General features: G+C 43.5%; 13 protein-coding genes. 6 read left to right on the top strand and 7 right to left on the bottom strand.

Annotated features, from left to right (window positions below; translation table 11 throughout):
* Positions 1-218 precede the first annotated feature (218 nt).
* Positions 219-923 carry a pseudouridine synthase gene (locus OH459_RS02325; RefSeq protein ID WP_269985232.1) on the top strand — a complete coding sequence of 235 codons (705 nt, stop codon included), beginning with the start codon at positions 219-221 and terminating at the stop codon, positions 921-923.
* 97 nt (positions 924-1,020) lie between these two features.
* Here the strand turns inward: OH459_RS02325 and OH459_RS02320 are convergent, their stop codons facing one another.
* Positions 1,021-1,686 (bottom strand): DUF2057 family protein, encoded by a 666-nt coding sequence (locus OH459_RS02320; protein ID WP_005449850.1) that lies wholly within the window; start codon positions 1,684-1,686, stop codon positions 1,021-1,023.
* Between the two features lie 261 nt (positions 1,687-1,947).
* Positions 1,948-2,952: a porin gene (locus tag OH459_RS02315; protein ID WP_269985229.1), complete on the bottom strand. Its 1,005-nt coding sequence runs from the start codon at positions 2,950-2,952 to the stop codon at positions 1,948-1,950.
* A 514-nt stretch (positions 2,953-3,466) separates the two neighbouring features.
* Here OH459_RS02315 and dinG point away from each other — a divergent pair.
* From dinG to rsmS, 4 genes are read left to right on the top strand one after another with little or no spacing between them, the layout of a single operon-like run.
* Positions 3,467-5,542, top strand: a complete 2,076-nt coding sequence (gene dinG, locus OH459_RS02310; RefSeq protein ID WP_050936479.1) for an ATP-dependent DNA helicase DinG — start codon at positions 3,467-3,469, stop codon at positions 5,540-5,542.
* A gap of 14 nt (positions 5,543-5,556) precedes the next feature.
* Positions 5,557-6,342, top strand: coding sequence for a sulfite exporter TauE/SafE family protein (locus OH459_RS02305; protein ID WP_269985225.1), 786 nt, complete (start codon positions 5,557-5,559; stop codon positions 6,340-6,342).
* On the top strand, positions 6,339-6,881 hold the full coding sequence (locus OH459_RS02300; protein WP_269985223.1) for a primosomal replication protein: 543 nt from the start codon (positions 6,339-6,341) through the stop codon (positions 6,879-6,881). Before OH459_RS02305 ends, OH459_RS02300 begins: the two co-directional genes overlap by 4 nt.
* Before the next feature lie 2 nt (positions 6,882-6,883).
* A complete protein-coding gene (rsmS, locus tag OH459_RS02295; protein WP_269985221.1) occupies positions 6,884-7,048 on the top strand; it encodes a pleiotropic regulatory protein RsmS in 165 nt (54 codons plus the stop codon).
* Between the two features lie 74 nt (positions 7,049-7,122).
* Here rsmS and OH459_RS02290 read toward each other — a convergent pair whose 3' ends face one another.
* On the bottom strand, positions 7,123-9,240 hold the full coding sequence (locus OH459_RS02290) for a methyl-accepting chemotaxis protein (protein ID WP_269985219.1): 2,118 nt from the start codon (positions 9,238-9,240) through the stop codon (positions 7,123-7,125).
* 177 nt (positions 9,241-9,417) lie between these two features.
* On the opposite strand from OH459_RS02290, the gene xthA reads away from it, so the two are divergent.
* The gene (xthA, locus tag OH459_RS02285) at positions 9,418-10,224 is read left to right on the top strand and encodes an exodeoxyribonuclease III (RefSeq protein WP_009698305.1); all 807 of its coding nucleotides are present in this window, start codon (positions 9,418-9,420) and stop codon (positions 10,222-10,224) included.
* A 100-nt stretch (positions 10,225-10,324) separates the two neighbouring features.
* Here the strand turns inward: xthA and OH459_RS02280 are convergent, their stop codons facing one another.
* The 4 genes from OH459_RS02280 to OH459_RS02265 all read right to left on the bottom strand — a co-directional run bounded on the left by OH459_RS02280 (position 10,325) and on the right by OH459_RS02265 (position 13,448).
* Positions 10,325-11,002 (bottom strand): ABC transporter permease, encoded by a 678-nt coding sequence (locus OH459_RS02280; protein WP_005446711.1) that lies wholly within the window; start codon positions 11,000-11,002, stop codon positions 10,325-10,327.
* A gap of 3 nt (positions 11,003-11,005) precedes the next feature.
* Positions 11,006-11,746, bottom strand: coding sequence for an ABC transporter permease (locus OH459_RS02275; RefSeq protein WP_005446710.1), 741 nt, complete (start codon positions 11,744-11,746; stop codon positions 11,006-11,008).
* 81 nt (positions 11,747-11,827) lie between these two features.
* Positions 11,828-12,598: an ABC transporter substrate-binding protein gene (locus OH459_RS02270; protein ID WP_009698306.1), complete on the bottom strand. Its 771-nt coding sequence runs from the start codon at positions 12,596-12,598 to the stop codon at positions 11,828-11,830.
* A gap of 79 nt (positions 12,599-12,677) precedes the next feature.
* On the bottom strand, positions 12,678-13,448 hold the full coding sequence (locus OH459_RS02265) for an ABC transporter ATP-binding protein (protein ID WP_005446708.1): 771 nt from the start codon (positions 13,446-13,448) through the stop codon (positions 12,678-12,680).
* Between the last annotated feature and the right edge of the window lie 130 nt (positions 13,449-13,578).

The raw sequence follows: 13,578 nt of genomic DNA, 5'->3' as shown, positions 1-13,578 counted from the left end.
TATCCATGAGTGCACTTTGTGCCAAGTTTGCTTTCATGAAGTTCTTTTGCAAAAACACCTCTCTAAAAGCAACTTGGCTATATCATTAAACAAATAACACGAAATAGTCTATTATTCTGTGCGCTTTTGTTAGTTTTAGGCGCGCAAATGATAGCCGATAAGAAGAAAACTTAAAACTTTCAAACACAGTTCATTTACATTTTTGCAAGGTAGTTAACATGTCATCTCGCACGGGTCATGAAAAAGGTCGCCGTAGTAACCACTCTAAATCGAGCCATTTTAAACGCTCAGGCAAGTCAAACCATTCAAATGGACAGGCGAAAAATCGACCAGGGCGCTCTACCCGTTCATCAAAGTCAACAAAACCACGCATTACACCAGAAGACCGTAAGGTGGTCATCTTCAACAAACCTTATGATACGTTGAGCCAATTTACCGATGGAGATGGTCGTAAAACGTTAGCGGATTACATCCCTGTCAAAGATGTATACGCGGCAGGACGGTTAGATAGAGATAGCGAAGGTCTGATGGTGCTAACAAATGATGGCATCTTGCAAGCAAAGTTGACACAACCTCAATCAAAGTCGCCAAAAACTTACTGGGTACAAGTAGATGGAGCACCTAATGAAGAGGACTTGGAAAAACTTCGTAAAGGTGTTGAATTGAAAGATGGCATGACATTACCAGCAAAAGTAGAAGTGATGCCTGAACCAAAGATCTGGGATAGAAATCCGCCCGTTCGGTTTAGAGCTAATATTCCTACAACTTGGCTAGCAATTACGATCATTGAAGGTCGAAATCGCCAAGTACGACGAATGACAGCACATATTGGCTTCCCGACACTGCGTTTAGTACGTTACTCCATGGGTGATATTGCGCTTGACGACTTGAAGCCGGGAGAATGGCGAGAAGTCACTCTCTAAGCTCGTCTAAGCTCGCACATCAAAAAACACCCACATCAAAAAATATAAAAAGCAGGTCAAGACCTGCTTTTTATATTTTTGTCGTCACCAATAATATTTATTGTTGAGCAACCCACTTCATGAATGCCTGACGTTCTTCGTCTGTCATTTCTAGGTAGGCAATCTTCGCTTTTGTTACCGGTGATTTTACTCTTTGCGCGCTTTTGCTAGTTGCCGTTACAGCCGTCGCTGCTTGTAGCTCAGACAATTCGACTCTCTTACCGTTAGCAAAGAAAACGCCATTAGCTTCATTGTATTCCGCTAGTTGCTCATCTAGGTTTGAGTAAGGGAACGCACCTTTCTCACCTGGCATTTTATATTGAGAGTAATCAATAGACTTATCGTTGAAACTTACTTTCCAGTCCATTTTGTCTTGTTCGAACAACTTCTCAGCCTGACGTTGCTCTCTAAAAGACGGCGCATCAATGTATAGCTTTCCTGCACCCGCACTCAAGCCGATAATATATGGTGAGGATTTAACTTGGGTACGCTTTTCACCACGACCAATCCCCTTATTAACTTTAACTACGATTTGGTTTGAGCCTTCAACTAGGGGAAACGGTGCACTCAAATCGTCCGCATCAACGCCATTTACAAACAGCACTTGAACGCCTTGAGCGGTAGTTAAGGTTGCTGAAGTATCAGCTTTATTTGTTGTGTCTGCGTTCGCTGTTGTACCAAACAACCCAAGCACAAATGCTACAGTCCAAGCTTTTAGTCTCATATCCTAATAACCTTAAAATTCAATTAATTACATCAAAAGAGTTAAATATCGCTTACGATTCATCACAGTTTGAGGAAATCATTGCTGAAAAGCCAATCATTTCTACATCATTGACTGTAGATAATTGGTAAACGCACTCAATCCTTGACGTTTCACACTCTTTCACATTAACCAGAGTTCAAGAAGGATTTGCTTATATACTCTATAGAAAAAAGGTCGCAATAGCTGCGACCTTTTACTATATCTACTTAAGTTCAGTAATTAGAACGTGTAGTAAACACCAGCAAGAACTAGAGTATCTTCAAGTTTCGCAGTGCCGTTGTCAGCTTCTGCTACTGAGTATTCTAGGAATGAAAGAACGTTGCTAGTCACTGCGTAATCAGCACCAAACGTGTAGTAGTTAGCATCTGCGTCTGAGTCATCAATATCAGTGAAACCGAATGAAGTGTAAACTCGAGCTTCATTCATTTGGTATGCAGCAACAGCAGACCAAGTGTTTACGTCAACGTTGTCCCACTCTTCAGCAATGTAGTTAACCGCTGTAGAGAAGTTATCCATGTTGAAGCGAGCTGCGATACCCAAAATTTTGTGGTCTACAGTCGTTTTAACATCAGCGAATTTAACTTCTGCTTTACCTTGATCTTGGTAAGAAGCACCTACGGTGAACATGTCGTTGATTACGTATTGTGCAGATAGACCGAATGCAGTATCAACATTTTCGTCTTGATTTAAGTATGCATCTGCAATAACAGTAAGCTGGTCAAAGCTGCCCTTAACAGATACTGCGTGACCAGCACTTTCAAGAGAACCTAGGAAGTCATCAGCGTAACCGTAACCTTCGTTAGTGTTGTCGATTGTGATCGCGTCTAGAGAGTCACCGAAGTCACCAATTTCACCAACAGCAACACCCCAGTTATCACCGAAGTAAGCACCAAAGTAAAGGTCGTCTGTGCTAACCTTGTTGTCTGCCTTGTTGTCTGCGTCGTAACCGAAACCGTTACCGATTTCTAGCTCAAATGAGCCAAACACTTTAACGTCATCGTTGATTTTATGAGTAGCATCAACTTGAACTTTTGCCCATAGGTCAATGTCAAGGTCGTTTTTCTTGATTTGCTTGCCTGCTAGCTTAGCTTCTCTTGTACTTAGGTAAGTATCGATCTCACCCTTAAGGTTGAAAGAAGTTGTACCGTTGTCGTAGATGTTGCCTGCTGCTAGTGCAGACGTAGAGATGCCTGCTACTGCAAGAGCTACTAGAGTCTTTTTCATAATTAATCCACTGCCTTTTCTTAGATTGGGATATCCTTTCCGATTCCCTTTTTTATATTTTTGAGGTCGCTTGTTATCAAATCGCAACAATGCTTTACCTGCAAAATCTGGGCACTAGAGTGCAAAAGATTATTCTGGCTGTCAAATTTTCTAAACCACAACATCAAAAAACAAAAAAATCTTTATTTTACAGTAACATAAAAATTTAAGTTTCAATTATTCGATGAAGTTCTAAACAATCGACTTGATTTTTCTTAATTTAGCAAAAGATAAACAAAAGAGATAAACAACCTTACAATAACAAAAAACCGAATTAATTCAGAATAAAATTCTGGTCAAATGGTATTTTTGAAGCTTTATATTTTTCAACTAATGAAATTATTTTCATTTAGATTGAGTTCAATATTTTTTTGTGAACAAGATCTACATTCCACATAAAAGCATTCCGTTTTGTGAACTACAGTACAACTAGTGATGTGTGCTACTATGCGCGCCCCACGCGTTTGAGGCACTTATGCTAACTAGTAACATCCAAAAATCGATCAGAACCAGCTACCAGAACTTACAAGCTCAACTGGATAACTTTGTACCTCGAAGAGCGCAAAATTACCTAGTCGCAGAGATTGCTAAGACGTTGTGCGGGCAATACCACAAATCGAATAGAATGCTTGTTGCAGAAGCAGGAACAGGGATCGGTAAGTCATTGTCATATCTGATGGCGGTTATTCCCGTGGCAGTCTACAACAACCGAAAAGTCGTGATTTCGACTGCAACAGTCGCGTTGCAAGAACAGTTGGTGAATAAAGATCTCCCATTATTTCGTCGTATTACCGACCGCGAGTTTTCTTTTATTCTGGCAAAAGGGCGCCAACGTTATTGCTGCGCGGAGAAACTCGCAACGGCAAGTGGTGTCGATGGCGGACAACTTGCCATGTTTGAGACTAAGCCAAAAAAGAAAGACATTGATTTGTTGGAAACCATGTACCGTTCTCTTGCTCAAGGCAAATGGGATGGCGACCGCGACTCCTGGCCAAAACCTATTGATGACCATATCTGGCAATTGATTGTCAGTGACAAGCACAGCTGTAATAACAGCCTACCAGCTCATCGTAACTGCCCTTTCCAAAAAGCACGTTCAGAACTGGATAAAAATGATGTCATCATCGCAAACCATTCATTAGTAATGGCAGACGCCGATCTGGGTGGTGGCGTAATTCTGCCCGAGCCGGAAAATACTATTTATGTCTTTGATGAGGCGCATCATCTTCCGCACGTCGCACGAGACCACGCTTCCGCATCTGCAAGCTTAAAAGGAGCGGCAGCTTGGTTAGAAAAACTCAATCAGTCCACCAGCAAATTCTCATCATTGGCAGACGAGAAACGCGTCGCACGCTTTCGCAATGACTTGCAGGAGTCGGTACAAGAACTCATTCCCGCGCTTAGCCAATTAACAAAGCAATTTGACCCAAACCAATTTGAAGAAAACATCTATCGCTTTGAACATGGCGAACTTCCAACTTGGTTAGAAAATCAATCTAAAGATTTAAAACAGCTCAGTAAAAAAGCAAACCAAAGTGTCGCGAAAATTGCGGATTTGATTGCTGAGCGAGTAAAAGACGGGGAACTTTCTTCAAGGTTAGCAGAGCCAGCTCTGGCTGAATTGGGGTTCTACATTCAGCGCTTAGAAAATCTTGCTCAAGTTTGGAACTTGATGGCAGAGCCAACACGAGAAAAAGGGGCACCGTTAGCAAGGTGGCTTGAGAAGCACCCAGATCGTGAAGGTGACTATATTGTGAGCGTTTCACCTTTGGAAATCGGCTGGCAACTTGATCAACAAATCTGGAGTCGTTGTATCGGTGCGGTATTAGTCTCTGCTACGATGCGTGCACTGAATTCATTCCATTACTTTTGCCATCAAGTGGGAGTAGACGCAAAACCTGAGTCAGGTACACAGTTTTTAGCCTTGGCGTCACCGTTTGATTATCAGAACCAAGCGGAGCTTTTAATCCCTGCGATGAAGTATGAACCTCAAGCGCCACAGTTTACCGAATATCTTATTGAAATTTTGCCTAAGTATTTAGAAGACAACAAAGCGAACTTGGTATTATTCTCGTCATATTGGCAGATGAACCAAGTCGCAGATGCTCTAAGTACTGATTTTGTAAAACGAGGCTGGGCACTGCAAGTACAAGGCGAAAGTTCACGTGCAGAAATTCTAAAAAAACATAAAAAGCTCGTCGACCAACAGAAAACCAGTATTCTCTTTGGCACGGGTAGCTTCTCGGAAGGTCTTGATTTACCAGGAGAGCTATTGGAAAACTTGGTCATTACTAAGATTCCTTTTGGTGTCCCTACCTCACCCGTAGAGCAAGCGCACTCAGAGTACATAGAAAAGAAAGGGGGCAACCCATTCATGCAAATTACTGTGCCTGATGCGAGCAAAAAACTGATTCAAAGTGTCGGTCGTTTACTGCGCAAAGAGCGCGATTCTGGTAGAGTGACCATCCTTGATAGACGTTTGATAACAAAACGCTACGGGCAAGCCTTAATTGACTCGTTGCCGCCATTTAAACGCAAGATAGAATATTAGAAGAATAACGATTTATGGAAATGATTGAGCCAACCATGCTGTTGGTTTTGGCGCTCGTCGCTTTTGTTGCTGGATTTATCGATGCGGTTGCAGGCGGTGGCGGTATGCTCACCGTCCCTGCCTTATTGTCATTGGGACTCCCTCCGCACATTGCATTGGGCACAAATAAACTGGCAGCATCGTTTGCCTCTTCTACTGCCGCTTTCACATACTACAAGAAGCGTTTGTTTAAACCACAATGCTGGGGACGAGCGTTTGTGGCGACTCTTGTTGGTGCCACGCTCGGCACATTGTTTGTCGACGCAATCAGTACTGAATGGCTAGAGAAGGTTTTACCTCTCATTATTCTTGCTGCCGCGATGTATACCGTGTTCCATAAAGCTCCACAATCGACTCACCAGAGCCCGACCCCCGAACCATGCCCAATGTTGAATAAAAAGCAGTATCTGCAAGGATTCTCAATCGGCTTCTACGATGGTCTAGCCGGACCAGGGACTGGCGCATTTTGGACTGTAAGCTCAATGGCGCTTTATCGGTTGAACATCTTGCTCGCTTCCGGGTTAGCAAAGGCGATGAACTTTACTAGCAACTTCACTTCTCTTGTCACTTTTGCTGTTTTGGGTCATATAAATTGGGTGCTAGGATTAACAATGGGCTTATGTTTAATGGCAGGCGCATTTGTTGGTGCTCACTCTGCAATCCGCTTTGGTTCTAAATTTATTCGCCCTGTGTTTGTTTCTGTTGTCAGCGTATTAGCAATTAAACTCGCTTATGATGCGTGGTTTGTAGGCTTATCATGAACATCAAACAGCTTTCCAATGGTCTAGAACAAATGTCTGAGAAAGCGGCTTCACTTGACCATCAGCGAGGTCATCATGAGGCAATGCTGTTTGATGAACGTCTATTTCGCTGCCGCTCTCGTTTGTTAGTTCCTTGTGTCAATGAAGCAAGAGCGACATTAAACGACATCATCAAGGAGCAAAAAGAAGGTGAGTTAAATGCACAACGAGCAGAATATCTGACTGACCGATTGGTTGCCCAAATCACGGCAATTCAACGCGAAATTTCTATCGCCGAGATATCTAAAGCAAAGCCTAAGAAATCCGCTCGACAAGACAAGTCCCTTGATGCACTAAAACAAGAAGTCGCGCAGCATAAAGAATGGGCTCGTCGCTTGCGCGAGATGGTTATAGAAAAACAACAAATAGTTGCCATTGCTCCAGCTCATTTACACACCGAAGCGCAGAAAGCTGTATTAACCGCAAAACAACGACTGATTCGCTGTGAAGCAGCATTAAGCGAGCTAGAAAAGCAAGTAATCCAAAGAGAGAACAATTGAGCATGTCTGAAGAATCGAAATCATCACTGGATGATGCCCCAGAAGAGATCAAACTAGCTGTCGATTTAATTTACTTGCTAGAAACGAATGAAATCGATCCTAAAATAGCGCTAAAAGCGATTAAGATCGTACAAAGCGATCTTGAAAATAAGATCAACGCAAACTGATAGACAACAAATAGACAAAAAAGAGGAGCGATTTCGCTCCTCTTTGTTTAAGCTGAGTTTGCGTTGATACCACGCTATACTTTGAATTGAGACATTAAGGTTTGCTGTTGATCAGAAAGTGAGGTCATCTCGATACCTGCATTTTCCGACGTTTGCGCTTGATTAAGGATTTCTCTGCTCAGATCGCGAATGTTCGCCACACTTTGATTCACCTCATTAGAGACAGATTGCTGCTCTTCTGCCGCTTTTACTATCTGATTATTCATATCACTTATCGCAGCAATTGACTCAAATACTTTCTGTAATTCTTCTACCGCCATATTCACCTGTTGAGAAGAGGATTGCGCACTTTGATTCCCTTCTGTAATGGACTCAACAACCGCTTGCGTGCCCTTTTGAACATTAGCAATGACATCTCGAATTTCACCCACCGAACTTTGAGTTCGACTTGCTAAGCTCCTTACCTCATCAGCCACCACAGCGAAGCCACGACCTTGTTCACCAGCTCGTGCGGCTTCTATTGCTGCATTGAGAGCTAGCAAGTTGGTTTGCTCAGAAATGCCTTCAATAACAGAAAGAATTTCGGTAATGCTGGCGTTGTTCTTCGCTAGCTCTTCTACAACCGGGACGGCATTCATCATGGTTAATAATAGTTTTTGCATCTGAGCTTCAGACGCCAAGATCACTTTCTGACCGTTTTCTGCAGATTCACTCGCCTCACCAGCCGCCTTTACCGCAACTTCGGCATTTTGTACCACCAAAGCCGCTGTTTGCGTCATTTCTTCAGCAGCAGTCGCGACTAAATCAACTTCTTTAAACTGCGCATCACTGCTATTTCGAGTAACGGCTACAACGTGTTTTGCATGTTCGGTCTTATCTGCAATTTGTCGAGATGTTTCTGCGACTTCTTTAATCGTTAATTGCAAACGCTCAAGAAATCGATTGAACGCCCTCGCAAGTTGACCAATTTCATCGTCTGTTTTAGCTTCCAAACGCTGAGTTAAGTCTCCTTCCCCTGTCGAAATATCTTCCAAACGAGCGACAACTTCTCGAATCGGCTTCACTAAGGTCTTAGCCAGCAGTCCGGTTGTAATCAGTCCAACAACGACAAGTGCGACACCAACACTTAATTCAATAATAACGCCGTCTTGCATCTTATTGGTAATCAAAGCGTCTAACTGATCCGCATCAGCAAGCACTGCAGAACGAGGCATTTCAAAGATCACACCCCACGTTTGATTCGCTATTTGGATAGGCGAAAAGACCGTCATCCACTCACCAGAGGCATCCCATTCAACCTTGGCTTCACCGCCAAACAATAAATCAGTGAGATTGTCATTAGAAATGGTGGAACTCGAAAAAGGCTGTCCAGGGGAATCAGTGTTACTATCTGACGCTAACAAAGTTCCATCGAGACTGATCATTGATACCTTTCCAGCACCAGCAAACAAGCTCTGATCAGAATTAATCGCAATGCTCGCTAACTGGTCTAATCGTAGCTCTATACCCAAGAAGCCAATCGGCATACTCTCGACGATGAGTGGAATGGAGATCGATGTTGTTAAGAAGGAACCAGCATCGTTGGTGTTAACCCGCGGCGATGCAATGCAAGTTTGACCAGACGAGAGCGGACAGTAAAAGCTCTCAGCATTGTCGTTCTCATTCAAGGCTTGCTCACTTATCGTACTCGCTAACACGTTTTCACCATTGCTCGCTTTGGACCAATAGGTTGCAAACCGACCGACTTCATTAGAACCGACGTAATCGGCACTTCGATAGTTGGCATCCTCACTGTCGAGCATGTCTGGGTTAAACACCAGATAAGCCGCTTGTATCGTGTCAAAGCGTAACACTGCCTGACGAATCATTTCATTCAGAGCGGAGCGAAGATCTTCACTACTGCCAAAATTCTCTTCCGAGTTGGTTTTAAAAAACAGCGCATTTGCTGCCAACATTTCAGCGCGGTAAGTCGCTTCATTGAGATACTCAGACACTTCCGTCGCGTTTAATAACGCTCGTGTCTGTAGGAGTTGTTCAGATTTTTCGATAACAGAAGAGCTAGTTTCTCGCTGCAACAACTTTTGGTTACCGAGCGCGTTGTAGACCGAAAAACCAATTAAAGATAAAGAAGTGACGAGCAGGCAAAGCCCGGAGAGTAATGTAATTTTCCACTGCACAGATATGGTTCGCATACAACATCCTTATTCAAGCAAACTCATTTTTGAGACTCATTAAACCATACGCGGGCACAATAGCAATTACATATTTAACAATTCTTTAAACTTATTCCGTTTACATGAGAACCATTTTCAGCTTGCCTTTGCAATGGTAACATCATGCTCAAACACGCCCTCTGAGAAGGATAAAAAATGAAAGTAATTAGCTTTAACATCAATGGACTTCGTGCGCGTCTGCATCAACTCCAAGCCCTCATCGACAAGCACCAACCTGACGTGATTGGTCTGCAGGAAATCAAAGTTCACGACGAAGCCTTCCCTATCGACGATGTAGAAGCAATGGGATACAAAGTTTACTTTCACGGTCAAAAAGCCCATTACGGTGTGGCAATGCTATGTAAACAAGAGCCTATCAGCGTTCAAAAAGGTTTCCCAACCGATAATGAAGAACACCAAAAGCGCATGATCATGGCGACGTTTGAAGATGAAAACGGTGAAAAAGTGACGGTTCTTAACGGTTATTTCCCGCAAGGCGATAACGTTGCTCACGAAACTAAGTATCCATACAAGCGTCAGTTCTACAAAGACTTGATGACTTACCTCAACGATCACCACACTAACGATGAGCAGCTGATTGTCATGGGCGACATCAATATCAGCCCAATCGACGCGGACATCGGTATCGGCGAACCAAACCGTAAACGTTGGCTGAAAACGGGTAAATGTTCTTTCCAACCAGAAGAGCGTGAGTGGTTGCAAACGCTTCTAGATTGGGGCTTTGAAGATACTTTCCGTAACTTACACCCTGAAGTCGATGACCGCTTCTCGTGGTTTGATTACCGTTCGCGTGGCTTCGATGATAACCGTGGTCTTCGTATTGATGTTATTTTGGCAACACCATCACTCGCGGAAAAATGCATAGAATCCGATATTGACTATGAGTTACGAGGCATTGAAAAACCTTCAGATCACGCGCCAATCTGGTCAACCTTCAAGTAGTTCTTACTAACATCGACGAGAAATAAAAAAGAGCGCCAACAAGCGCTCTTTTTTGATGTTTGTATTGTCCTACTTGAAGTGGAATGAACAACCCATCTTGTTAGCTCAATGGTCTTAGGTACGCCAAGAAGCGCTTCTCTGCCACTTTGAAGCACCACAAAATAATAAATGTCAGCGCCATGTAGAAGAGTCCCGCTGTCAAGAATGACTCAAATGGTGCGTAGTATCTTGAGTTCACCAAACGGGCTGCACCTGTCAGATCCATAATGGTGATGATGCCGGCGACCGCACTGCCATGAAGCATGAAGATAACCTCATTCGAGTAGGCAGGTAACGCGCGACGCAAAGCACTTGGAAGAATAATGCGACGGTAAGTCATAAACGTACTCATACCGTATGCCTTAGCTGCCTCTACCTCTCCCTTCGGCAAGCCATTGATTGCCCCGCGAATAATTTCAGCAGTATAAGCGGACGTGTTGAGAACAAACGCCACCAGCGCACAAAACCATGCGTTTTCCCAAAGCGTGTCTTTTACCGGAAAAAACTGGTCCATGCCGTAGTAGATCAGATACAGCTGCACCAACAAAGGAGTGCCTCGGAAAAAGTAAATAAACGCCCATGAAGGCAGGCTTAGTGCGTAGTTTGCACTATTACGTGCAATCGCAAGAGGAATCGATACGGCTAACCCAATCACCAGTGCTAACGCAACAAGCCATACCGTCGTCCACAATCCATCTAGGTAGACCGGGAAACTTTCAATTATCAATGAAAAATCCATGGTTTACCTCGCGTGAATACTAAATTTGCGTTCAACCAACTTAAGTAAGCCTGTTGAAACACTGGTAAAGAACAAGAAGATGATTGCAACCGCCATGTAAAAAGTGAATGGCATTTTGGTTGTACCCGCAGCCAACGAGCTAATGCGCACCATATCTTCCAGACCAATGATGGATACTAACGCGGTCGTTTTCAGTAGAACCAACCAGTTGTTACCAAAGCCTGGTAAAGCATGTCGGATCATTTGAGGCAATAGAATTCTTCGGAACGACATTATCGGGCTCATGCCATAAGCTTTTGCGGCTTCTAGTTCACCCTTGTCTACCGCCATGATAGCGCCACGAAACGTCTCTGCCATGTATGCACCGAAGATAAACCCAATGGTTAAAACGCCAGCAATAAAGGGGCTGACATCGATGTAATCTGGCAAATACGAAGTCCACTCATGATTTGGGTCACTTGCAGTAAACCATTCATTGAGTGTTTCATTGATCGAGTAAAGGCTATTGTTAAGTAGAATTTGACCACCAAAGAAGATAAGCATCATCAGAACTAAATCAGGGATGCCACGAATGATGGTGGTGTAAAGCGTCGCAACTGCTCTTGCCCACTTGTACGGTGCCAACTTCGCCAATGCACCCAGCATTCCGAGAATGACCGCTAAAAGTAAAGAAAGTACTGCGACTTCGATGGTTACTAGAGCCCCTTTTAAGATCGAGGCTTCATATCCTTGTAGATCCAGCATAGGTGAGTTCCTAATCCCTAAACTCAAAAGATCGACCGTTGGTTACTTCTAGGAACAAGCCAACGGTCGCTTAATTACAGCTTATTCGCCGTAAACGTCGTAGTTAAAGTATTTACCTGCGATTTCTTGATAAACACCTTTTTCACGTAGTGACAAAATAGCTGCATCGAGCTTTTTCGTTAGATCCTTGTCTTGCTTACGAACTGCAATACCAAAACCATCACCAAACCACTTAGGATCCGTTAGTGAAGGACCAACAAATTCATAAGCATCGCCACCAGCTTTGTTTAAAACACCCTCTTCTAGTGCAGACGCATCACCAAGCACTGCCGCAACACGACCGTTTGCAAGATCTAGGTACGCTTCGTCAAATGATCCGTAACGCACGATTTCAACTTTGTCGCCATAGTTATCTGTCAGGTATTTGTCGTGAGTCGTTGCACGCTGCACGGCAATTTTTTGACCATCAAGGTTATCAAAATCTAGGTTTGCACCTTTCTTAGCGATGAACTTGTTTGGAATCAGCGCGTATTTTCCTGTGAAGTCGACTTTCTTCTTACGTTCTTCAGTGATCGACATTGCAGCAATAATCGCATCGTATTTACGAGCAAGTAGAGAAGGAATAATTCCATCCCAATCTTGAGCAACGATCTGACACTTCACTTTCATCTCTTCACAAAGTGCGTTCGCCATATCCACGTCGAAGCCTTTTAGAGAGCCGTCCGTTTCTGTCCAGCTAAACGGAGGGTAAGCGCCTTCAATACCAAAGCGAACGGTTTTCCATTCTTTCGCTTGAGCGACACCAGACACTGCTGTTGCAGCAAGCGTTGCTGCTAATAACCACTTTTTCATTTCCATACTCCTGTGATTGCTTTTATTTGGTTTTGATTGTTGTGCTTATGGGTGGCAAAAGACTGCCACCCAAGAAATATTAGTAGATAGATGAGATAAATTGCTGTAATCGTTCTGAATCTGGGTTTGTAAACAGCTTAGCTGGATCTCCCTGTTCTTCCACTAAGCCTTGATGTAAAAACATCACATGGTTAGATACGTCACGCGCAAATGCCATTTCATGGGTAACGACCAACATCGTTCGCCCTTCATCTGCCAAATCTCGCATTACTCCTAACACCTCACCAACCAACTCAGGATCGAGTGCTGAGGTCGGCTCATCGAACAACATCACTTCTGGATCAACAGCAAGAGCACGAGCAATAGCAGCACGTTGTTGTTGACCTCCGGATAGATGTCCAGGGTAGTAATCTTTACGTTCGTACAATCCCACTTTTTTCAAAAGTAGTTCAGCGTTTTCGATGGCTTGAGCTTTCGGTACGCCAAGCACATGAACTGGTGCTTCAATCACATTTTCTAGAACGGTTAGATGTGACCAAAGATTAAAACCTTGAAACACCATGGCTAAACGAGAGCGAATGCGCTGAACTTGTTTCTCATTAGCTGGAACTGACTCTCCTGCTCGGTTGTTCTTCATCTGGATAAGTTCACCATTTACCCAAATTTCACCGGCGGTCGGAGTTTCAAGAAGGTTAATACATCTAAGGAAGGTACTCTTACCTGAACCGGAAGAGCCGATGATGGAGATAACATCACCTTTATGAGCGGCAAGTGAAATGCCTTTCAAGACTTCATTTTGTCCAAATGTTTTGTGCAGGTCTTTTATATCTAGCGCTGGTACATCATTCATGCGCCTTACTCCCTGTGTTTTTGTCACTGCAATTAAGGGACTCCGCCCTCTTTGAATTGGAACAAACTATCACCACCCATCGCAAGTTGCAACAAATTATTAACCTAAATAATTCGAATAGATAGATACA

The organism is Vibrio sp. MM46 (assembly GCF_027587135.1).
Lineage (GTDB): Bacteria > Pseudomonadota > Gammaproteobacteria > Enterobacterales > Vibrionaceae > Vibrio > Vibrio harveyi.
The sequence above is the reverse complement of the archived record's forward strand: the minus strand, read 5'-3'. Positions and strand labels throughout refer to the sequence as shown.